This window comes from Mastigocoleus testarum BC008 (assembly GCF_001456025.1).
Classification (GTDB): domain Bacteria; phylum Cyanobacteriota; class Cyanobacteriia; order Cyanobacteriales; family Nostocaceae; genus Mastigocoleus; species Mastigocoleus testarum.
This window is the reverse complement of record NZ_LMTZ01000085.1, coordinates 93,766-116,942: the sequence shown is the minus strand read 5'-3', so window position 1 is coordinate 116,942 and position 23,177 is coordinate 93,766. Positions and strand designations below refer to the sequence as shown.

The window sequence follows — 23,177 nt, the reverse complement described above, 5'->3', positions numbered from 1 at the left end:
ATAACTCAAGTTCAGTTGCAAGTAAGAATCATGACATCTCCATAAATCCCCCCTAAAAAGGGGAAATTTGACTATTTCCCTCCAACTTATAAATTCTTCCTATTCTATTTATAGATATGTTTTCTGCAAATGTGTCTAAGCTTCCACTTTAAGACGAAGTTTGATTTTTTCAATCTACCAAATAACGTCTGAGTAAAAATTTCTGATTTCTCGATCTGCTGTGATAATTGGAGCTTGATTACTTTTTGCTAAAGCTACAACCACTCGATCAGCTTGGTCTCGATGTTCCCATTCTAATTTGACGCTGTCTAACCACATATCTTCATTAACGGGAACAATACTGACAACACTGGATTTTTTCAAGGAAGTGACGTAATCGTTAAGATCGACTCCCAAATCTAGTTTTTTGTTTTTGATTTTGATGGCGATTTCCCAAATACTAATGGATGGAACTAGACCATTTTCTTCTTTTTCCATCTGCTTACATACATTTACAGCAGTTTGAGAAAGTTTATCCGGATCCAAACTCCACCAAATTAAAGCGCAGGTATCAAGGACTATTGTCATAGTTCGCCCCATTCTTCTGTTGTGGGAGTTGTTAAATCTTCGAAGTACTTTACTTTTCCGCGCATTTGTCCAAATAACTGCTCTGTTGACGGTGAATTTCCGTATTTAGAAATTTTCACCACTGGTTTTCCCCGATCAGTTACTATAATTTCTTCTCCTTCTGACTCTACAAGGCGCAAGAATTCTAACAGTTTACTTTTAAGTTTGCTTTTAGAGATACTTTTCATTATAGCCCTGGTCATGACTATGGTCATATTCCAAAGATATCACATATTCCAAAACATTGTTTTAGAAAAGTTTTTTATATTAATTGTCTGATTTTGGGTCATTATTGTTTTTTAAGATTGACATGTGCGGAATTTGAATCTTAATCGGGTAGTTAGTATTGCTGCAACAATAGCAAAGTAATTAAAAGCCGTAAATCGACTTTGTTTTTCTATTTAGGATTTATAGAGATATTCGCTGAAATGTCTCTAGAAAATCAATGAAAAATTGTTGTAGTTGAGTAATACCAATCTCAAGCTAATTACTAATCCTAAATTCTATCTGCCAAGTTCTACCACAACAAGTTTGCCTATTATGTCTCTTATCGATCAAGTTAAACAGGTTTGCGATCGCCTAGCTCCTCACGGTTGGCGAAATCTATTTTTACAGCATGGTTTGGATATTGCTGCTACGGATTTAAAGGCTGAATTAACAAAAGAGCTTCCTGGGATTAATCGTAATCTCAAAGGATTTGAAGATTTTGCTTTTGAAGGAATACGCGGTATTGAAGCAGGTAATCCGGCTCGAAGTTTGCTTTATCATGCGATCGCTTCACCCAATGTAACCGAGGTCGGTGGGAAAGAATTGGAAGTTTTTCCAACTTTGGCTGAAATTGAATCAATTGAAAATTATGTCTTTGGTGTGGAACCTCCTTCCTTAGCAGATTTAATTAATCGCGCTCAGGGAGATTTAATGGCGATAGTTGTTTTTGCTTCAGAATATCGTCCCGCACCAGAAACAGTTCACCGTAAACACGCTGATATGTGCTTTTCCCGCACCGGTGTAGCTCGCGTTGGTACTGCTGAAGCGGTATATGATGCGAAAAATCGTGGTTTTATACCGTTTGTTGAGGGAAATGATTATGCTTTTGGCGTTTTACCTGCTCGGTATTCAGCCTACATCGCCGTGCAACTTAACGGAAACGAAGATGTTTTCGGACCGATGAACTTCAATTTCCGGCGCAAACGTCCCGAACTATTTGGACGGGGACAAGAAATTGACCAGAATCGTCAGTTTTGGGTACCCTTGCATAAAATTTTTGAAGGTGATGAGTGCATTCGTGGTTTAGATTTACATGTGAATCTTGAAGCGAATCATTTGAATGAAAAGTTACGCAGAGTACATTTAGAACTGAGAAAGAAAGGTCACGATACCGGTTGGAGCGAGCCTGATATCAATAATCCACCCTTTGTTTTTACCGAGAGAATTGCTGAATGGTCAAGTGACCCCGACTACGGTACGGGACTATTGATGCCTGTGGTACATGCTAATTTAGTTGAAGCAGCTACATATCAAAACAGACCTTTAACTTTTACAGTACCACCAAGTCCTGCTAATGGTTTTGCTCCCAGTTTATTAATTGAGTCCAATGGACCTTCCCGTCCCGCTCCCGAATACGTTCACGTCCGTCACTTAGTACGACCGGATGGTACGATTGTAGACTTAAACGACCAGGCGAATGTGGCAGAGGAAGTACGTCGGGGTGGTTACCAAGCCCAACATTATCTTGACTTTACTGCTGATGGTTGGATTGATGCGATCGTACCAGAATTAGCTAATGCATTTCCCCGGCAAATTCCAGCCTATTCTATGGTAACTGCTCCTGATTTTTATCCCAACTGCGATCAAAGAGAATTATTGGAATGGTGGTTACAAAGGGTTCCTAGTGCTTTGCGATCAAGTATTTGGGGACAGGTACCTCCGCTAACCCTTTCTGACGAACGTTTAGCTCCCAATTTACAGTTAGAAGGAGCAAACTTCAGAGCAGAAGATGATACAGTTACAACTATTGTCTCTTTACCTTCAAGGGGTTTTGTGCGACAAATGCCCTTAGAAGTTGCTCAAACTACGAGACATGCTTATCTTCCCGATGCTGCAGCCGGCGTGTTTGCTCCGGGATGGGATACGAGTGTAGATACCACGGACAATACAAATCATTTAGCTGCCTATGGACTTGGTAGTCCTTTCCCAGAAGATGCTAAACTATGTGCGGCTTTAAGTGCATTTTGGCCTGCTGTAGCTCCCGATACTGGGCGTAGTTTCTCTGCAACTTTTGCTACAGTTAGTCCGATGACAGATGCGGAAATTATTGATTTACCATGGGATGGAGTTGCAGGTCCGAAAGTTGTAGTTCGTAACAATCAAGAACTGGTTGAATATACTCGTTTTCAGCATGTTGACTATGTGGATAGCAGCTTAAATCAGAAGTTTTCTCTAGCTTTAACTGGACAAGTAGATGTAAACGAGTATACTTCCAGGGTATTAGCAATGGCGAGAGCATATCAAGCCATAGGAATTAGTAGCAATAGGGAAGCATTAGCTGTTCTATCATTCCGTGCAGTCGATCCTAATGAAGGGGAATTACAGGAAGCACAAGCTCAGACTGGAGTTCGTTTGCAGGGTAACTTATATCGTTTTGAATTCTACCGTCGCGGTAGAGAACTGCAACACGATAGCGACATAACCAAAGTTTACTATGAAATGCTCGATAGAATAGTCCTCTTTGTCGGCGCTCCACCGAGAATTATTGCTCGCGTCAATAATGGTGCTTGGCAAACTGTGAGAACGAATTAAAACAGTGAACAGTTATCAGTGAACAGTTAACAGTGAACTGGTAATCGGTAATTGGTAATCGGTAATTGGTAATCGGTAACTAATAACTGATAACTGATAACTGACACCTGACACCTGACACCTGATAACTGTAGCCCGCAAGGGCGTGGCGTTAGCCATAAACTGATAACTGATAACTGATAACTGATAAATGTCTCCAGACGTACTTATAATTGGTTGCGGACCTGCTGGTTCTGCTGCTGCAATTTCTTGCGCCCAGCGTGGTTTATCGACTGCGATCGTAGATAGTTTAAAGTTTCCCCGCGAGCGTCCTGGAGAAACTTTTCACCCTGGTATGGAACCTTTACTCAAACAGTTAGGGGTTGCAGAAAAAGTTAATATGGCTGGCTTCCTACGTCATGAAGGTAACTGGGTACAGTGGGAAGGTAAAGGTGAATTTGTTCCCTTTGGAACTGATGAATCGGGGAATTGGCAGGGTTTTCAGGCTTGGCGTGCTGATTTTGATGCTATATTACTTGATCGCGCTCGGGAGTTGGGAGTTAGAGTATTACAACCCTGTCAAGCAAAAGAAGCAATTATAGATAACAATCGAGTTGTTGGTGTAGAGACATCCAATGGTTCGATTTATGCTTCCGTTACAGTTGATGCTGCTGGCTCCCGACATTGGTTAGCTCGACAATTGGGGATGGAAATTATTCCTTACAGTCCTCGTTTAACGGCTTACTATGGTTATGCTCAAGGGGAATGTCCGGTTCGAGATGATATACCTGCGATCGTTGCTGATGATTTGGGTTGGACTTGGACTGCAAGGGTACGTCCCCAACTTTATCAGTGGACGAGATTATTTTTTCAAAAGTCACATTTAGAACCAAAAACAAAAGAATCAGGAACAGAGTTAAAAACTGAATTGAAATTAGAGAAAGATTGGATTCCTGCAGAGTTTGCTGGACTTGTTCCTCAGGGTAATATTCGTAGAGCAGATGTGACTTGGCGCAGTGTTGCAACTCCTGCGGGTGAAGGGTATTTCATTGTCGGTGATGCTGCAACAGTTCTCGATCCGGCTTCTTCACATGGGGTTCTTAAAGCGCTGATGTCGGGAATCATGACGGGACATTTAATTACTCAAGTTAAACAGGGTTATAAGGAAGGTTTGGCTGCTGAAGCATATTGTAAATGGGTTGGTGAGTGGTTTCAGCAAGATGTGAAGAGATTAAGAGAACTTTATGGGAAAATACCTCAGAAAGTAAGAAGTAAGGAGTAAGGAGTAAGCCGATTTCCTCTCTTTGCCAAAGTAGAATCAATCGGTCTAAATCAGTTAATAAAAGAGGAATTACTTGGGTAGAGCACATGATGTAACTTTTGAACTAACGGATGCAATATTATTAACCCGTAATGCCTACAGTTTGGCAGATTTATCCTTATCACCAGTATTTAGACGTAAGTGGCCGGTTATTGGTACTCCTCCTCGTTCACCCAAACCTCGTTGAAAGTCCCCTGGTTGGAAGACTGGACAACCACGTAAACGTAGAATTCGCTATGCAACAGTCAAAAAAACTACATTTAAGCCTCGCAAACAGCAACCAAAATCTGCTTAGAATACTCAATTTTCATGCAAACAAGTATATTTCTTTTCTACCCAGCATTTCTGGGTCATTTCTTGTTGCTTAGTCTAAACTCCAACTGATGAAGCTGCAGAACTTATTGGTGCGGGTAAGAAACAAAATAGATATGTTCGAATAACAAATAACGGTATAGATACATCCACAAAAAGTAAAACAGGTTTTATTGAATTAGAAGCCGAACAAATAGAAGAATTAAAAGTTTTACGTAGCCAAAAACCATTTCTCTTACCTGATTTGTTAGGAGAACTTGGTCGTGAAAAACTTAATAATTTAATTGCTGTATGGCAATGTTTGACGGTATTCAAAAATGTACGATTATCAGTATTTATTCTGTCGATATAGAAAATGAACGAGGTTAAAAAAGAAAAAATAGTAATTTATTTAATACAGGATTAATATTTGAAACTTGAAAAATAAGAAAGAGTTAATACATTACCATACAAAGATTTACTTTTGAGTTTATATATCAAACATCAAGTATATCCATATTTTTAAATATTATTAGGACTTACGCAACGATAGCGCCTAGCGGCTAGCGTATACCGTAGGTGTTACGTGTCGCATCACACTGCACTAATGCGTGTCCTAAGGACATAGATTTGTCATTGCGACGGTCACTACGTGCAGGGTTAGCGGATCGATCCGTAGGTAGCGCAGCTAGAGGCTTCGACCACGCCAAGGGCGTAAGCGAAACCATACCGTAAGATTTAACGCCGACGCTGCAGGCTCTAGCATCTCCGTTTAGGAGATAGCAATCTCACGGATTTTGGCGTTCTCCGACATATACGTCGCTGTCGCTAGCACGCAGCAAAGTTGTTAGCACAGCAAGCGTGAAGTTAGTCACACGTAATGACGCAATTACGTTTATTTTGCGTAAGTCCTGATTATATAAAAATTCAATTTTGATTTCTTATAAAAATAAATATAAAAATACTTATTTTATGGCTATAAAATTAGGAGAGCTAATTAATATAAGGGAATCTAGGAGAATCTTTAATCTACAAAAGAATAGAACATCAAAATTATCAAAATTTTTGATGGTGTTTGCCTTGTCTGGATGGGGATTATTATTGGTAAGTTATGGAATTTATTATAGATCCAATATTATTAAGCAACCCCTGATACAGTCTTCTTCCCTTTCTGCTCAAAAACTACTAATTCCTTCGAGGGTAGCTGCCTTAGGTTATTTAGAACCTAAAGGAGAAATCACCAAAATATCAGCCCCTACTTTTCAAGAAGGGGCAACAGTAACTCAATTAATGGTTCAACGGGGCGATCATGTCACCAAGGGTGACATCATTGCCATTCTGAATAATCGCGATCACCTACAAGCATCTTTACAACAAGCCAAAACCAAAGTAGCAGTTGCCCAAGCTAATTTAGCGAAAGTAAAAGCAGGGGCAAAACAAGGAGATATCACTGCTCAAAACGCCCGATTTACGGGTACTCAAGCCGAGTTAGATGGGCAAATTGCCATACACAGGGCTTCTATTGCTAGCCTAAAAGCCCAATTACTCGGAGAAAGAAATACCCAACAAGCTACTATTGAACGACTCAAGGCAGAACTCCTTAACAATACCACTGACTGTCAACGCTATAAAAAATTACACCAAAATGGAGCAATTTCGGCTCAGGAATATGATCGAATCTGTTTACAGCAAGAAATTATCCAAAAACAACTTCAAGAAGCTCAAATAAATCTTCAGCGTATTATTAATACCCTAACCAACCAAATTAGTGCAGCGAAAGCCGATCTTAATCGCACAATTACTACCCTTGAAACAAAAATTATGGAAAATAAAGCTATGCTCAATGCTATTAGTGAAGTGCGTCCTGTTGATCTTCAACTCGCTCAGAGCGAATTAGTCTCAGCTCAAGCTGCCGTCAAACAAGCTGAGACCAATTTGGCATTAGCTTATGTACGAGCTCCCAAAGACGGTCAAATTTTAAAAGTTCATACTTGGCCCGGGGAAATGATTGACAATCAGGGTATTGTTGAATTAGGAAATACTTCGCAAATGTATGTCACTGCAGAAGTTTATGAAAGCGATATCACAAGAGTCCGTCAGGGACAATCTGTTACTATTACTTCTGATGGAGTAGTCGAAGAATTACAAGGAACTGTAGAAGAAATTGGCCTAAAGGTTGAACGACAAAAGGTTTTAGGAACTAATCCCACAGCTGATGTTGATACTAGAGTAGTAGAAGTGATAATTCGCCTAAATTCCAAAGATAGTCAACGGGTTGCCCATTTAACAAACTTACAAGTCAACGCTATTATTGATTCTTATGAAAATCAATGAACTTATCCCACTAAAATATACGTTCTTTGCTTTCCGCTACATTTAAACATGGTCTTAACCTCCTTGAAATGATTACTGACGCGCTAAAATACAATGTCTCTGTTTTCCTTTCCTAAAATATATTAACTAGGTAGTTACATTTAACCTATAGACTAGTAAACAACCAGTAAAAATACCAGTAATTTTTATCAAGTATTTTTCGTAAAAAAAGGTATATTTCTAGTTAAATATCAGAGTTTTAATTAAAAAACATCTACTGGATTCGCTTCCTTCAATTTATTAGTAGCAATAACTCCAGAAACTATACAGATTAGAAGAATTAAAAATAGGATAAATATTGCGATATTAAAACTCATTAGAAATTTCATTTTAGTAACATCAGCTAGAGCATTATAAACAAAACAAGATATGATAAATCCGGGAATATAACCTGAAATAGCAAAAATCAAGACTTGTTCTAACACGATATTTACTAAAAACCTATGACTATAACCAAGTGCTTTTAAGGTGGCATATTCTTTAGTAAACCTGGAAATATTCTGAAACAGCACCTGATACAAAATAACAATACCAATGATAATTGAAAAAATCATTGCAAAGAGAAATACGATCCCCATTGGAGAACTATATTCTATAAATGTCTTATCTTCTTTAATAAGTTCTTTTTTTGACATTACTCTGACATCGTTAGGAAGATAAGCTTCCATACGAGATATCAAGCTTTGAACATCGACTCCAGGCTTTACATGTACTAAGCCAGCTATAATTTCTCCTGAGCCTAAACCAAAAGTATTCAAGAAAGTTGCTTCACTAGTAATTAGATTTCCATTGTAATAAGTACTTGCTCCCATCTCAAATAAACCGACAATATCAATTCTCTTTCTTTCAAAACCAAAAGAGGTTATTTCGGTACTCACTTTTCCATTATTTTTGACTTCCGTAATTAATGAAGATAATTCTGAGCGAGACCTTCTATCCAATAGAAAAAGGTTATTTCCTTTTAAACTATCTAAATTTTCTATCACCCCTGGCAAATCAATAACATTAGGCTTTAGAGGAAAAGCAATAACTTGAATAGATGCCATAAATTTGGGTTGCTTTTCTAACCGTTTTACTGAAGTCATTGTGGCATAAATTGGTGTTACTGCTTCCACTTCTTTAAAGGCTAAAGCCTGATTTAAACGGCGTTCTGAAAAAGGAACTGCGAAAGAAAATGAAATAGAAGAATTACTGATTAAGACAATATCACTTTGAAAACTAGCAGCAAATTGAGTACTGCTCTCTAAGAGTCCAATACGGAATCCAACCTGCATAAATAGCAAAACTACAGTAAATGCAATGCCAAGAATAGTAACAATTGTCTGTACTTTTTGGTGTAAAAGTTGTGCCCAGGCGATAGATAGTGTTCGCAACATAATTATTATTTATTACATCGGTTCCGTCAGATTTAACTAAATGTCGGTGCAGACTTACCATTTTATAAAGTTGTGGGATAAGTGCCCAACTAAATCCCCTTGGAAAAACCTGCTCAAATCAGCAGCTAGCGTACCGTACCGTAGGTATTGCGCCTATCTTGCCCGCACTGCGTGAACAGAGCCGATCCGGAGCACTACCCGTTAGGCAAGAGGACGCGCTGCGCGAACCGCTAGACGTTAATGCGGCGCGGGGGTTTGATATATTATGAAAATAGTTTTATGTATAAAAAGTAATGCGCATAATTTAAAAATAGTAATTTTACTGATTAGATTTGAGTAAAGCTAGATAGATTTGAGTAATTTTTATGAAACCCCACGTCTTTTAGCATGGGGAAAATGTCAACAAAACATTAAAACAAATAAAGTAATGTCATTAGAATTCACCATTGTCGCCAATCACCTAAACCACTATTACGGCTCAGGACATCTCCATCGTCAAATATTATTCGATATAAATCTTGAGATTAAGCCTGGAGAAATTGTCATTATGACTGGACCATCTGGTTCCGGCAAAACGACACTGTTAACACTGATAGGTGGATTACGGACGGTTCAAGAAGGCAACTTATATGTTTTAGGACAGAAAATGGCTGGTGTTAGCAGCAGTCGTTTAAAAAAAGTACGTCGTCAAATTGGTTTTATTTTTCAAGACCATAATCTATTAAGTTCCCTAAATGCCATCAAAAATGTTGAAATGGCAGCGGCACTATATCCAATATCAGCAAAGAAATCACAAGCAAAATCAAAGTCAGCCTTAGAGGCAGTAGGTTTAGGAAAATATTTACACTCACACCCATATCAACTATCTGTAGGACAAAAGCAACGGGTTGCCATTGCCCGTGCATTAGTTAATCAACCCCAAGTTATTTTGGCTGATGAACCCACAGCATCTCTTGATGGACAGACAGGACGTGAAATTGTAGAACTAATGCAAAAACTGGCTAAGCAACAAAGTTGCACAATTATTTTAGTAACTCATGATAACCGTATTCTAGATATTGCTGATCGGATTATTAGCTTAGAAGATGGACGTTTATCCACATCGAGAGGCGAACTGCTCCTAAATTTGAGTAATCTCACCTCGTTTATTGCTGATACAGATAGCGAGCAGATCAAAAACTTAGTCAACCAACTTTCTAGCACACAATTTTCAGAGTTTTTGGGTAAACTAAACCGTGAATTAAAACAGATGGTAAACACGATTAATTTATTAACTAATCGCTCCTTTGACTTGAAATTGCAGACTACACTCCAAGTGATTTCCCTAAAAATAGCTCAATTGCTACAAGCCGAACAAGTGACATTCTTCATTGTTGATCGAAAACATCAGATTTTATGGTCAAAAAATGCTAGAGGAAAAGATGGTGAATTAATTAGTATTGAAATTCCCATTGATGCTGGAATTGCAGGGTATGTTGCGACAACTGGTGAAACCCTCAACATTCCTGATCCTTACAATGATGCTCGGTTTAATCCCAAAATTGATCGTGATTCAGGATTTAGAAGCCGCAGCATTTTATGTTTACCAATTATCGATAGCCAAGGCGAGGTTTTTGCTGTTATTGAAGCACTGAACAAACAAGGTAATATCCCTTTTGATAAACGAGATGAAGAGCGGTTTTATGAACTAACTCAATCTTTAGAGTTTGCTGTCCAATCAAGTATCCTATATGCCCAAAGCCTTTACTCAAATATTTCTCAGACTTTAGGGATGGATATAACTGAATTAAAAGAAAAAGTTAAAACGCTATCTCTAAAAGGATTCATAGATTTTTTAAATAGTTTAAATCAGGAATTTAAACTATTAATCAGTTCCGGTTTGACATTCGAATCTCGTGAAGTTAGAGATAAGATTACAGATTTATTTCAAGTTATTTCTTATAAAATTAGTCAGGTACTTAGTGCTGAATTCATTACATTTTTTATTGTAAACCGAGAAAAGCAAACGTTGAGAACTGATTGTGCCTTAAGTCAAGAAGGCAAGCTTTGTACAATTGAAGTACCGATAAATGAAGGTATTCTTGGATATGTCGTCCATACTGGAGAGCCAATCATCATCAATAATCCTCACCATAATGAGTGCCTTTACTCAAAACTCTATCAAGATATTGGTTTTCAAGCACGTCATATTATGTCCTTGCCAATCTTCGACCCAGAAACTAAAGAAGTAGTTGCGGTCGTTTACGCAATCAATAAATTCATGAGCGATACCGGCTTCGATATTACCGATCAACAACAATTTTCTGAATTGATTGATGCATTGGGCACTGTACTACAAGTGAGTATCATTGCTTTACGGAGTAGTTTTATTTATACGGACGAAAAGTAGAGAGAGGGTGAAAACGGGTGGACGAAGTATAATTAGAGTTTTGATGCTCTCTTTACCATAATTAAGGAAATTAATAACATATTTAACAAGTGTTTTCAGCTTATGGCACTTTCTGCACAATTGCCACTTAAACCTCAAGACCCATTTTTTTGATATGTCTTTGAAATGATTGATGAACTTCAATGAATGTTGTTGAAATATATGGAATATCATACTTATCACATACATTCCTAACTATAGGACTTATCTTTTTTAATAAAATCGGCTTAAAAGATGGAAATAAATGGTGCTCTATATGATAATTGAAATATCCATAATGAAATTCTATAAAAGATAATATCCAATTAGTGGGATACCAATTCCCAGATGTTCTTACTTGAATTTCAGCCCATGAAAATTTATTGTGATAAGGATTTATATTTTCATTTAGTGATAATACATTATGAGTTTCCTCATGATTATTATAAAGTAATATAAAAGCGAAAAAAGAGAAAGATATCGAATATATAATCAATAGCATGAGAGCCTTCCAAATCCCATGTAAATATCCGCAGTAAAAAATAAGTGAAATAAATACAAATTTTGAGAAAAAATGTCCAATTATCTCGTATTTATAACGTATAAATTCTCTATTCTTAATTAACCAAATAGTACTCATTGGGAAAGCACGTAAATGATAAAATAATATCCCTATCCAAAAATAAAGATATTGATATTTATGATGCCCATTAGGTTTAACATACTTATGAATACGTATAGGGATATATTGGTTGGTTTGATAATCTATGGACGAATGAGGTTGATTGTGATGTGTTTGATGAACAATTTGCCATTCCAGCCAAGAAAATCCGCTTAGATCCATAAAATGTAAAGCAATAAATCCTAACAATTGATTTTTTGTGAATCCAAAATGAGCAACCATATGAGACATACTTGCTGACGCACAAACCATATGAAACCCTAATAATATTGATGATAAAACGGAACCATTCATCCAAGTGATATATGATAACGATAGAAAGATTATAGAATGATATAATAAGTACATTATTCCTTCTTTCAATGAATAATGTGTTAATTCATTATTGTCTATTAAATATTGTTTTACTCTACTCTTTAGCTCTAACCAAAATTTATCATTATTTAGTTTTTTATAAACTATCCTGTCTAAATATTTGTCATCATCATCTTTATGTAAATTGTCTTTATTTGTGCAAAGATACCCTACTAAATTAATATTATTGTCTTTCAAATAACGCTCGTTTTTAAGGAGATTTTCCACATTTACATGGATGTGTGCTGATGAGAATAAACCACTACAATCTGTCCCTAGAATTCCTCTAAATGTGTCACCAAAAGGGTGTTCATTAATAAAGCTTGTAACATCGTATACAATTCCATCAATTGCAATCCATCCATCCGAATATGTAGAATGTTTTTTTAATTCTTCATAGCTAATAAAATTCTTTTTTTCAAAATTATCATCATCATCAGTATTAGCGATTTCTAAAAATTCATAAGTAGTCATGACTTAAATCTTCAGTATTATTGCTGGGTATAATTAATTACTGGTAAAATTTTAAGCGAATCAACTGGGGTTTGTCATCATTATTCGGTAAACACAGTAGTGAAGAAGGCAGTCCCAATGAAAAATAAGTTACACCAGCAATAGATCGCATTAGTTTACTTAACAATCCTGTCATACGATCTCCCATTGGTCTTTTACGGATAAAAGAATCGTCAATCCCTCCTAAAATTTATATTTGCGGAGGGTTATACCCCGGTATAGAAGATGTAACTACAGTTCCGATTACTACAGAAGTATTACTTAATTGGATGGAGAAGGCTTTAGAGCAAGAATCACCAGATCGAAAGAAATATAACATTCACTGGGGAGAAATACATATCTGGGCGGTTAGAGCAAGAATTATTGATGAAACCCCTTTTGATAAAAGAAAGTCTTTTCGGTTGCGCACTTCCATCGGAGATTTTGAATATCCAGTCTTAAGAAGAAGAGATGGTCTTTGGGTCTACGGACCCAAAAATAGAGTATTTATAGGTAGACCACCTTTTACGATACAAGCATGGAGTAATTGTGGCGCTCATACAATTAAAATAAATATTTTATTGGACAGCATGGTACTATGCTTCCTCACCTGGTTACAATGCTCTTAAAGAAGCTGTTGGCAGAATTATCGACCAAGGGTGGGAATTAAGTGAAAATACGCCATTGATAGATCCGACATTTGCGTAAATCGTGCTTCTTGAGTCTGGGATGCAACTACATATTAATCGTGTAAATATTATTGATTAGTAATGGTAATTTGCTTGCAACTATTGTTAAAGAAAATGGTGTTTGGGTCCGGGTCAACTTTAGAAAACAGAATAAATATGTATGATTGCGGGCTTTTACAAGCAGGAGAAAAATAAATATACCTAGATTTTTGCGATGAAGAAGATATTGATAATATTACTGAAATAATTCGATGTTTGAAAGCATTGAAGGAATTAACAAAAATTGTACAGCCACTTGCTGTTTAATCTAGAGTGATGTGCCAAGATAGCGTTAGTTGACTTAACATTAATAGCATTTAAGTTCAAAAGTTTAAAGAAAAGACATCATAAAATTCACTAAAATAGTTTATTTTCACTGTCTCAATATCGCAAATATATGTCATTTAAAATATAGTTTCAGTTTTATATTCATTTTTGTACAAAGTCTGATGTATAACAATAATTAAACTAAACTTAACTAAAAAATATTTGTTTGTTAACCATGGTTTTTTAGTATTTTAATGGAAGGCTAAAAATATAAAGGTCCAAAATCAAATTTATAAAGCTTACAAAGACCTAAATTACCTATTAACGTATTTAAATTACCAAGAAATCAACTGTAGTTTTTTGGTAATTTTAGGCGTTATTTAGAGTAAGTTAATAATTGTCATAAGTGAATTTAAAAGCTTGCTAATAGAAAGTTTTATTAGTTAGTAGTTAATTTGATTTGGAGCTTTTGTTTGACTGCAAAATATAAATATGATGGCAAGAATTTTTTAAAAATTCTAATCTCTAATTTTTTTAATGTTAGTAATATAAATAAATTAATCAAACTGTAAAATTCTACATATTAAACTATTTTAGCTACTAAAAAATATATATTGAAATTCTATTTCATCAATATAGGTAGCTCAGATATTTTTGCATCTTTATGAGATAACTATTAACTGGGAGAACATTTTTAGTGGCTACTGTATTTATTAATGAGTTTCACTACGATAACTCTGGTACTGATAGTAATGAATTTATTGAGATTGCTGGTCCTGCTGATATTGACCTTAGGGGTTGGTCAATCGTTCTCTACAATGGAAATAATGGAGCACCCTATCGCACTATTAGTTTAAGTAGAATAATTCCCGATCTAGATAATGGTTTTGGTACGGTTGCTGTCGATCTATCTACCAATGGGATTCAAAATGGTTCTCCTGATGGTATTGCTTTGGTAGATAATGGCAATAATTTAATCCAATTTCTCAGCTACGAAGGAAGTTTTACTGCTGTTGGTGGTCCCGCAGATGGAATAACTAGTACTGATATTGGGATTTCTCAGTCGGGTTCGACTCCTGTAAATAGTTCTTTGCAATTACAAGGTACGGGTACAGAGGATTCGGATTTCAAATGGGTTGCGGTTGATGGTAGCAATACTAAGGGAAGTATCAACACATCGCAGACTTTTTCTGATTCTGTCGGAACTTCGATTACTAAAATCTACGAAATTCAAGGTGAAGGTCATACCTCGCCATTTTTAAGTCAGTCTGTAACTACTATCGGTATCGTTACTGCAGTAGATAGTAACGGTTTTTATCTCCAAGACCCTACAGGGGATGATAACAATGGAACCTCCGACGCTGTTTTTGTTTTCACTGGTTCCGCTCCTGGAGTTACGGTTGGTGATGATGTAGAGGTTAGCGGAACGGTTAGCGAATTTACTCCTGGTGGTTCTAGTAGTGGTAATCTCTCCACGACTCAAATTAGTGGAAGTCCTAGCGTAACTGTAAAATCGAGCGGAAATAATCTTCCCGCAGCAACCATAATTGGAAATGGTGGTAGGGTACCTCCTACTAAAAATATTGATGATGATGCTTTTGCAAGTTTTGATCCAGATACGGATGGGATAGATTTCTTTGAGTCCTTGGAGGGAATGCGGGTAACTGCAAAAGATGCGATCGCGATCGCACCGACAAATCGTTTTGGTGAAATTTTTACTGTTGTGGATAATGGTGAAAATGCAACAGGAATTAGCGAGCGCGGTACTCTGAATATTAGTCCTGATGACTTTAACCCTGAAAAAGTCCAAATAGATGCTGATTCTGATATCCTTCCCGGTTTTGAGTTTCCCGAGGTAAATACAGGTGCAAAATTAGGGGATGTGACAGGGGTTGTCTCCTATGGTTTTGGAAATTTTGAGATTAATCCTACTGAAGCTTTTACTGTTACTCCTTCGGAACTTCAACCGGATGCTACTAGCTTGAAGGGTGATGCAGATAAACTTACGGTAGCTAGTTATAATGTTCTCAATTTAGATCCTAACGATGGAGATGGAGATACGGATGTTGCTAACGGTCGGTTTGATGCGATCGCTAAGCAAATCATTAATAATTTAAATTCTCCAGACATTATTGGTTTGCAGGAAGTCCAGGATAATAATGGTTCGGACGATGGAGGGATAACAGCTGCTGATGAAACTTTACAAAAGTTAGTTGATGCGATTGCTGCAAATGGTGGTCCCAAATATAGCTTTATTGATAATACTTTTATCGGTAATGATACTAGTGGAGGTCAACCTGTTGGTAATATTCGTACGGCGTTTCTATATAATAGCGATCGCGCTAGTTTAAATGAAGGTTCGGTCGAATCGATTCAAAGTAGCGACCAACAAACTAATCCTGAAAATCCCTTTTTTGATAGCCGTTTACCATTAGTTGCTAAATTTACCTTTAATGGTGAGGAAGTTACTGTAGTTAATAATCACTTTTCTTCGAAGGGTGGTAGCAGTCCCATTTTAGGTGTGGAGCAACCCTTTGAAGCACGTCAAGAAGATATAACTGTTAATGGTAGCTTGGATGAGCGTCAAGACCAAGCTCAAGCGGTTAAGGGTTATGTTGATGGTGTTTTAGCTGCAGATCCTGAGGCTAAAGTAGTTGTATTGGGTGACTTAAACGAATTTGAGTTTGTCTCTCCGGTAGAAACTTTAGCGCAGAGTTTGACTAATTTAACGGAAACTCTACCGGAGGATGAACGTTACAGTTTTATTTTCCAAGGTAATTCACAATCTTTGGATCATATTTTAGTTAGTAATAACTTAGCGGATACAGCCAAATTTGATGCGGTACATGTCAACTCTGAGTTTGCTGAAACCGATGAAAGAGCAAGCGACCACGATCCATTAGTTGCGAGTTTATCAATTCCCAAAAAGAACTCAAACATGGATTCTCAGCAAATCGAACTTAGTAAAATTAGTACGTTTTCCAGTGAAGATGGTGCAGAAATTGTCGCTCACGATCCAACAACTCAGCGCTTATTTATTACCACTGGTGACACCGTTGAAGTTATTGATATTAGCGACCCCAAAAATCCAACTAAGGTAAGGGATATTGATATCAGTGCGATCGGTGGTGGTGCTAATAGTGTTGCAGTTAAGGATGGTATCGTTGCTGTAGCTGTTGAAGCTGAGACTAAGCAAGATAATGGTAAAGTTGCTTTCTACAATACCGAGGGCGAATTTCAGGGTTCTGTAACCGTAGGTGCGCTTCCCGATATGCTGACTTTTACCCCCGATGGAAACAAAATAATTGTAGCCAATGAAGGGGAACCCAATGATGACTATACTGTGGATCCGGAAGGTTCGATTAGTATTGTTGATATTTCCCATGGTGTTGCTAGTGCAACTGTAAAAACAGCCTCTTTCAATGGTTTTGACGACCAAAAGCAAGCTTTAATTAATAAGGGAGTGCGGATATTTGGTCCTGATGCAAGTGTTTCTGAAGATTTAGAACCAGAATACATTGCGGTTTCCCCCGATGGTGCGACAGCAATTGTCACCCTACAAGAAAATAATGCTATTGCAGTTGTAGATATTGAAACTGCGATTGTCCAAGATGTTTTACCTCTGGGTGTTAAAGACCACAGCAAAGGTCAACCAACGGTAACTAACTATGAAGTTCAAGGTTTGGGAGCGATCGCTAATGGTGATGGTGTACCTCTCAAAACTCCTTCCGGTCAAACCATTGATTTGGGAGGTCTGTCTGGTTTGTATTATGCAGGTCAGGATGGTGACAAAATTAAGTTTGTAACTGTTCCTGATCGCGGTCCCAACCCTGATACATTTACAGAGGATAAAAACGGCGATGGTACGGCTGATACTGTTCGTCCCTTAGCTTTACCCGATTATCAAGCCCGAATTGTTGAAATCGAACTGGATACTTCAACAGGGGTTGCTAGCGTTACCAATGAGGTTTTTCTTACCCGTAATGATAATGGTGTAAGTAAACCCATCACAGGTGCTCCCAACTTTGTTTTTGATACTGAGGGAAACCAAGTTGATGAATTCCCCGTAGATGCTGCTGGTAATCCGATAGAATTAGATCCCTTTGGTGGGGATATGGAAGGTATTGTGATCGATCCAGATGGGAATTATTGGACGGTTGATGAATATCGTCCTGCAATTTACCAGTTTGATAGCGATGGGGTGCTTTTAAATCGTTTTATTCCCGAAGGTACAGCAGCATCAGCAGGTGAATCGGAGGGTACATACGGAACGGAAACATTACCGGAAGAATATGCAAATCGTCGTCGCAATCGTGGTTTTGAAGCCGTAGCTCTGGATACTGATGAGGGAATTCTCTATACATTTATCCAAACTCCTTTAGCAAATCCAGACCGGGATGCTTCCGATAATTCCGATGTGATTCGGATTTTGGGGATTAATCCTGCAACTGGTGAACCTGTTTCCGAATATGTTTATTTACTGGAAGATCCAGCAGTACGTTCTGGAGGACGGGTTGATAAAATTGGTGACGCGACTTATGTTGGTGACGGTAAATTCCAAGTTATTGAGCGGGATTCAGCAGTTGGTGCAAATGCGAAGAAGTTTATCTTTGAAATTGACCTTAAAGGTGCAACCAATGTTCTCGATACCACTTCCCTCTTACCTGGAAAAACTCTAGAACAGCACACAGCAGATGAATTAGTCACCCAAGGTATTAACCCCGTTCACAAAACTAAAATTACCAACTTACCTTCCATTGGTTATGATGCCGGTGATAAGCCAGAAGGTTTAGCATTATTACCGGATGGTCGCTTAGCTGTAATTAACGATAATGACTTTGGACTATTAGATGAAACCATTCCCCAAGACGGTTCGGGAAAAGTTGTACTCAATCCCAATCCCACCAAAACAATATTGGGGTTAATTGAATTCCCAGAAGGTAATAAACTGGATGCGAGTAATGAAGATGATGGGATAAACCTCCAGAATCACCCAGTTTTTGGATTGTATCAGCCCGATGCGATCGATAGTTTTGTTGCTGATGGTAAGACCTACTACATCACTGCAAATGAAGGTGATGCTCGTATTCGTCCCGATGGCGATATTGAAGATAGTCAAGGTAATGTTTTAATCGAAGAAGGTGACATCTTTAATGAAGAACAACGGATAGGTAAAGCAACTTTAGATCCTGATGTCTTCCCCAATGCTGAAGAGCTACAAAAAGATGAAAATCTCGGTCGCTTAAAAATTACTAACACCTTGGGTGACTTGGATGGCGATGGCGATTTCGATCAATTATTTAGCTATGGTGGTCGTTCCTTCTCTGTCTGGGATGAATTTGGTAACTCGGTATTTGATAGCGGCGACCAAATAGCGAAAATTACCGCAGAACAAACCCCAGAACTCTTCAATGCTAACGACGGAGATCCAGCCGAATTCGACCAACGTTCCGACGATAAGGGTGCTGAACCCGAATCCGTAACCGTTGGTAAGATTAATGGTAAACCCTACGGTTTCATTGGTTTAGAACGCGCTGGAGGTGGAGTACTAGTTTATGACCTCAGCAAACCCACCGCACCTGAATTCGTTCAATATATTCGCACCGAAGGTGACATTGCTCCTGAAGGGTTAAAGTTTATTCCTGCTTCCGAAAGTCCTAATGGTAATCCGGTATTGGTGGTTGCAAATGAAGAAAGCAAAACCACTACCCTTTATGATATTGAAGTTAATGATACTAAAGCTTCTAACTACACCCTGCAACTTCTCCATGCTGCAGATCAAGAAGCAGGAATTCCCGCACTTGAAGATGCACCTAACTTTTCAGCAGTTCTCAACGCTCTGAAAAATGAAGATGCAAACCAAGATGGAAATCCAGATTATGAAAATACCCTGCTTCTATCTTCCGGTGATGCTTATATTCCTGGTATCTTCCTAGATGCAAGTGCTGACCCTGAATTAGCTCCTTTATTAGGTAAAGAAGGTAGAGGTCGCTCCGACATCATCATTCAAAACGAACTGGGATTTGAAGCAATTGCTTTAGGGAACCACGAATTCGATTTAGGTACTGAATTTGTAGCTTCCGTAGTTGCTCCCGATGGTGACTATCCCGGTGCAAATTTCCCCTATCTCAGTTCCAACTTAGACTTTAGTAACGATGAAAACCTCAAAGATTTAGTTACTGAAGACGGACAAGAAGCTAGTACTATTTCCGGTAAACTGGCTAAAAGTGCGATCGTTACAGTTAATGGTGAAAAAATTGGGGTTGTCGGTGCAACGACGCCAAATTTAGCTAGTATCTCCTCCACCGGTGACGTAGTAATTTCCCCGAAAAACCCCGATGATATTGCAGCTTTAGCAGCTGAAATTCAAACATCAGTTGATGCATTACTTGCAGATAATCCAGACCTTAACAAAGTAGTCTTGGTATCTCACATGCAGCAAATCTCCATTGAAGAAGAATTGGCTGGTTTGCTCAGAAATGTCGATATTATTATGGCTGGTGGTTCTAATACCCTTTTAGCGGATGAAACCGATCGCTTGCGGGATGGAGATGAAAGTGAAGGTGTTTATCCCATTCTTAAAACCGATGCTGATGGTAAACCAGTTGCGCTAATCAATACCGATGGAAACTATAAGTATGTTGGTCGCTTGGTTGTGGACTTCGACAGTGACGGTAATATTATTCCTGAAAGTATTGACCCCAATGTTAGCGGTGCTTACGCAACAGATGAAGCAGGTGTTACAGCAGTAAATGGTACTCCCGACCCAGAAATCGTCGAAATTACCAACGCTTTACGGGATGTCATCACTGACTTAGAAAGTAACTTCTTTGGAATCACCGATACATTTCTCAACGGTACCAGAGGTGACGTGCGCACCCAGGAAACCAACCTCGGTAACTTAACTGCTGATGCAAATCTGGCGATCGCTAAACAAACCGATCCCGAAGTAGTAATTTCCATTAAAAATGGCGGTGGAATTCGTGACAACATTGGTAGAGTATTCACACCTCCCGGTGCAACTGAATCTGAATTCTTACCACCAGCAGCAAACGAATTAGCCGGTAAACCAGAAGGTGGAATTTCTCAGGTTGATATCCAAAATGCTCTGAGATTCAACAACGGTCTAACTTTAGTAACCGTCACCGCTCAAGAATTACTTGATATTATCGAGCATGGAGTATCAGCAAGTGAAGATGGTGCGACACCCGGACGTTTTCCCCAAGTAAGCGGTTTACAATTCAGCTTTGACGATGACTCACCAGTTGGTGATAGGGTAGAATCCCTCGCAATTGTGGATGAAAATGGCGAAGTTACAGATGTCATAGCTCGGGATGGAGAACTACAAGGTGATGCTAATCGTACCTTCCGGGTTGTGACCTTAAATTTCCTTGCTGAGGGTGGTGATGGTTATTCCTTCCCTGACCGCGATGTAGTGCAGTTAACCCAAGCAGAAGATGCTCCTCGTACCGGTGAAGCAACCTTTGCACCCGATGGTTCCGAACAAGATGCTTTAGCTGAATTCTTAGAAGCAAACTTCTCCCAAGAAAACCCTTTTACTGTAGAAGATGTCGCACTAGCAGAAGATACCCGGATTCAAAACCTTGATTTCCGTCAAGATAACGTATTAGACGGAGCAACGAATGGAGGTAATGCAAACGGTGGAGAACCTCAAAACCCATCAGGTGGTACCAAAGATGCAGACCTATTTGTCGTTGGAGACAACTTAAAGAGCAGTGGTAACATCCTATTTGCTGGTGCTGGCGATGATGAAATCGATCTAACTGGTGGAAGCAGAAATCGCGTCAATGCTGGTCGTGGTGACGATTTTATTTTTGTTGGTCGCAAAGATCGGGTATTTGGTGGTCCTGGTAATGACGAATTCGATGCTACCGATGGTATAGGTGGTAATCGGATGTCTGGTGGGAAAGGTAACGATATCTTCTTCCTGGGTAAATCCGATCGCGCTCTTGGTGGTCGAGGAAACGACCAATTCTACGTCCAATCCGGCGGTGACAATATTATTTCTGGTGGTAAAGGTGCGGATCAATTCTGGATTTTCAATACAGAAACCCCCCAATCTCCTAACACCATCCTTGATTTTGAAGTTGGTACCGATGTCATTGGTGCTTTAGGTATTGATGCAGGAGCTTTAACACTTAATGAAATCAATGGTAACACCGAGGTTCTTTTAGGCGAGCAAACATTAGCAACCTTAAATGGTGTCACAGGTTTGGATCTAAATGACAACAATCAGTTTGTTTTTGTAGATTTTGGTTAATTCTGAAGGATTTTGATTGGTGTTTGAGGCGATCCATTGGGTCGTCTCGTTTCTTTTCTTAGCAGAAATCAGGGATGATTTTTTTATTGAAAGCCATCTAACAGCCCCCTAAATCCCCCAATGCTGGCGGACTTTGAAATTTTATTCGCTAATGAATACCCATGATAAAAGTACCTTCTGTGATAGAGACCATTTCTAGGGTGATTTCATTACCTAAATCTTCTACAAAGTATTTATTTTGTCCGCGCGATTGCTCAACTATTTGACCTTGGGAGTTTACTTTTACTACGTCAAATGTGAACTCCTTGATAATTGCTTCACGTTGTTGAATCATCTAAGGTCATTTATTTATTGGAAATCGCAAGCTATTCGTAAACCACAAAAATAATCACTGTAATCAAATCTACAACAAGAACGCTGAGCAGAGCGGCAACCAATAGGATTAACTCTCCAATCTCCACCGCGCAAAATGTTACAGTTTCTAAAATTTAACCAATAATCATCTCGATGACAAATAGTTTCTGGTCCACCTGGATAAACATCGTAACTATCTTGACACCATTCGCTAATATTGCCATGCATATCGAATAAGCCAAAGGTATTAGCAACTTGAAAGTATCCAACTTCAGTTGTTTCTCTTCGATGTATACCTTGAGATTCATTTTTATAACTAACGTTACCGTTGTAATTTGCCAGATCGGTCGTAATTGTTTCACCAAAGTGAAATGGTGTTGTTGTACCTGCACGACAAGCGTATTCCCACTCAGCTTCAGTGGGTAAACGATAAATTTTTCCCGTTTTCTCTGATAAACGATTACAGAATTCTACTGCTTCCAATAAATCAATAGAGTCAACAGGTCGATTTGCTCCTTTGAATTCAGAAGGGTCAGCTTTAAGTTCATGCTTAACTTTAGGAAAAGAAGTAACTACTCGCCATTGTGCTTGGGTAATTGGATACTTTCCTAAATAGAAAGGAGTTACCTTTACTTCATGCTGGGGAGTTTCTTGGATCTCTGAGCCTTCTTCTTTTTCAGGTGAACCCATGATAAAAGTACCTCCTGGGATGGAGACCATTTCTAGAATGACCTCATGAGTTAAATTTTCGAAAAAGTATTTATTTTGTGCGCGCGATCGCTCAACTATCTGACCTTGGGAGTTTACTTTTACTACGTCAAATGTAAAGTTTTTATCTGTCATAGTTATAGATAACTTAGGTAAGAA

At 38.3% G+C, this 23,177-nt stretch carries 15 protein-coding genes; 7 read left to right on the top strand and 8 right to left on the bottom strand.

All coding sequences use genetic code 11. The features are described from left to right. Nucleotides 1–174 precede the first annotated feature (174 nt). The gene (locus BC008_RS14300; protein WP_027845660.1) at nucleotides 175–567 is read right to left on the bottom strand and encodes a type II toxin-antitoxin system VapC family toxin; all 393 of its coding nucleotides are present in this window, start codon (nucleotides 565–567) and stop codon (nucleotides 175–177) included. Further along, complete coding sequence (locus BC008_RS14295; protein WP_027845661.1) at nucleotides 564–794, bottom strand: type II toxin-antitoxin system Phd/YefM family antitoxin; 231 nt, start codon at nucleotides 792–794, stop codon at nucleotides 564–566. Before BC008_RS14295 ends, BC008_RS14300 begins: the two co-directional genes overlap by 4 nt. A gap of 352 nt (nucleotides 795–1,146) precedes the next feature. On the opposite strand from BC008_RS14295, the gene BC008_RS14290 reads away from it, so the two are divergent. After that, complete coding sequence (locus BC008_RS14290) at nucleotides 1,147–3,405, top strand: hypothetical protein (protein WP_027845662.1); 2,259 nt, start codon at nucleotides 1,147–1,149, stop codon at nucleotides 3,403–3,405. Nucleotides 3,406–3,420: 15 nt separating this feature from the next. On the opposite strand, the gene BC008_RS50495 is transcribed toward BC008_RS14290, so the two are convergent. Next, nucleotides 3,421–3,564 carry an alpha/beta hydrolase gene (locus BC008_RS50495; protein ID WP_201026125.1) on the bottom strand — a complete coding sequence of 48 codons (144 nt, stop codon included), beginning with the start codon at nucleotides 3,562–3,564 and terminating at the stop codon, nucleotides 3,421–3,423. Nucleotides 3,565–3,595: 31 nt separating this feature from the next. Here BC008_RS50495 and BC008_RS14285 point away from each other — a divergent pair, with 31 nt between their 5' ends. Both BC008_RS14285 and BC008_RS51330 read left to right on the top strand, forming a co-directional pair. After that, nucleotides 3,596–4,666, top strand: a complete 1,071-nt coding sequence (locus tag BC008_RS14285; protein ID WP_027844085.1) for an NAD(P)/FAD-dependent oxidoreductase — start codon at nucleotides 3,596–3,598, stop codon at nucleotides 4,664–4,666. A 73-nt stretch (nucleotides 4,667–4,739) separates the two neighbouring features. Beyond that, nucleotides 4,740–4,892 carry a hypothetical protein gene (locus BC008_RS51330; RefSeq protein ID WP_235595864.1) on the top strand — a complete coding sequence of 51 codons (153 nt, stop codon included), beginning with the start codon at nucleotides 4,740–4,742 and terminating at the stop codon, nucleotides 4,890–4,892. 182 nt (nucleotides 4,893–5,074) lie between these two features. On the opposite strand, the gene BC008_RS49480 is transcribed toward BC008_RS51330, so the two are convergent. After that, a complete protein-coding gene (locus BC008_RS49480; RefSeq protein WP_161938117.1) occupies nucleotides 5,075–5,332 on the bottom strand; it encodes a hypothetical protein in 258 nt (85 codons plus the stop codon). 732 nt (nucleotides 5,333–6,064) lie between these two features. Between BC008_RS49480 and BC008_RS14280 the strand changes: the two genes are divergently transcribed. After that, nucleotides 6,065–7,330, top strand: coding sequence for an ABC exporter membrane fusion protein (locus tag BC008_RS14280; RefSeq protein WP_058183620.1), 1,266 nt, complete (start codon nucleotides 6,065–6,067; stop codon nucleotides 7,328–7,330). Nucleotides 7,331–7,572: 242 nt separating this feature from the next. On the opposite strand, the gene devC is transcribed toward BC008_RS14280, so the two are convergent. Beyond that, on the bottom strand, nucleotides 7,573–8,745 hold the full coding sequence (gene devC, locus BC008_RS14275) for an ABC transporter permease DevC (RefSeq protein ID WP_027844083.1): 1,173 nt from the start codon (nucleotides 8,743–8,745) through the stop codon (nucleotides 7,573–7,575). A 427-nt stretch (nucleotides 8,746–9,172) separates the two neighbouring features. Here devC and BC008_RS52710 point away from each other — a divergent pair, with 427 nt between their 5' ends. Beyond that, nucleotides 9,173–11,134, top strand: a complete 1,962-nt coding sequence (locus BC008_RS52710; RefSeq protein ID WP_153009587.1) for an ATP-binding cassette domain-containing protein — start codon at nucleotides 9,173–9,175, stop codon at nucleotides 11,132–11,134. A gap of 127 nt (nucleotides 11,135–11,261) precedes the next feature. Here BC008_RS52710 and BC008_RS14265 read toward each other — a convergent pair whose 3' ends face one another. Continuing rightward, nucleotides 11,262–12,662 carry a fatty acid desaturase gene (locus BC008_RS14265; protein ID WP_027844082.1) on the bottom strand — a complete coding sequence of 467 codons (1,401 nt, stop codon included), beginning with the start codon at nucleotides 12,660–12,662 and terminating at the stop codon, nucleotides 11,262–11,264. 308 nt (nucleotides 12,663–12,970) lie between these two features. Here BC008_RS14265 and BC008_RS14260 point away from each other — a divergent pair, with 308 nt between their 5' ends. Together BC008_RS14260 and BC008_RS14255 are read left to right on the top strand one after the other, a co-directional pair. Continuing rightward, nucleotides 12,971–13,309, top strand: coding sequence for a hypothetical protein (locus BC008_RS14260; protein WP_058183619.1), 339 nt, complete (start codon nucleotides 12,971–12,973; stop codon nucleotides 13,307–13,309). A 1,063-nt stretch (nucleotides 13,310–14,372) separates the two neighbouring features. Further along, on the top strand, nucleotides 14,373–21,956 hold the full coding sequence (locus BC008_RS14255; RefSeq protein WP_036265974.1) for a choice-of-anchor I domain-containing protein: 7,584 nt from the start codon (nucleotides 14,373–14,375) through the stop codon (nucleotides 21,954–21,956). A 148-nt stretch (nucleotides 21,957–22,104) separates the two neighbouring features. Here the strand turns inward: BC008_RS14255 and BC008_RS14250 are convergent, their stop codons facing one another. Both BC008_RS14250 and BC008_RS14245 read right to left on the bottom strand, forming a co-directional pair. Beyond that, a complete protein-coding gene (locus BC008_RS14250; protein ID WP_058183618.1) occupies nucleotides 22,105–22,290 on the bottom strand; it encodes a hypothetical protein in 186 nt (61 codons plus the stop codon). Between the two features lie 14 nt (nucleotides 22,291–22,304). Continuing rightward, the gene (locus BC008_RS14245; protein WP_058183617.1) at nucleotides 22,305–23,153 is read right to left on the bottom strand and encodes a formylglycine-generating enzyme family protein; all 849 of its coding nucleotides are present in this window, start codon (nucleotides 23,151–23,153) and stop codon (nucleotides 22,305–22,307) included. Between the last annotated feature and the right edge of the window lie 24 nt (nucleotides 23,154–23,177).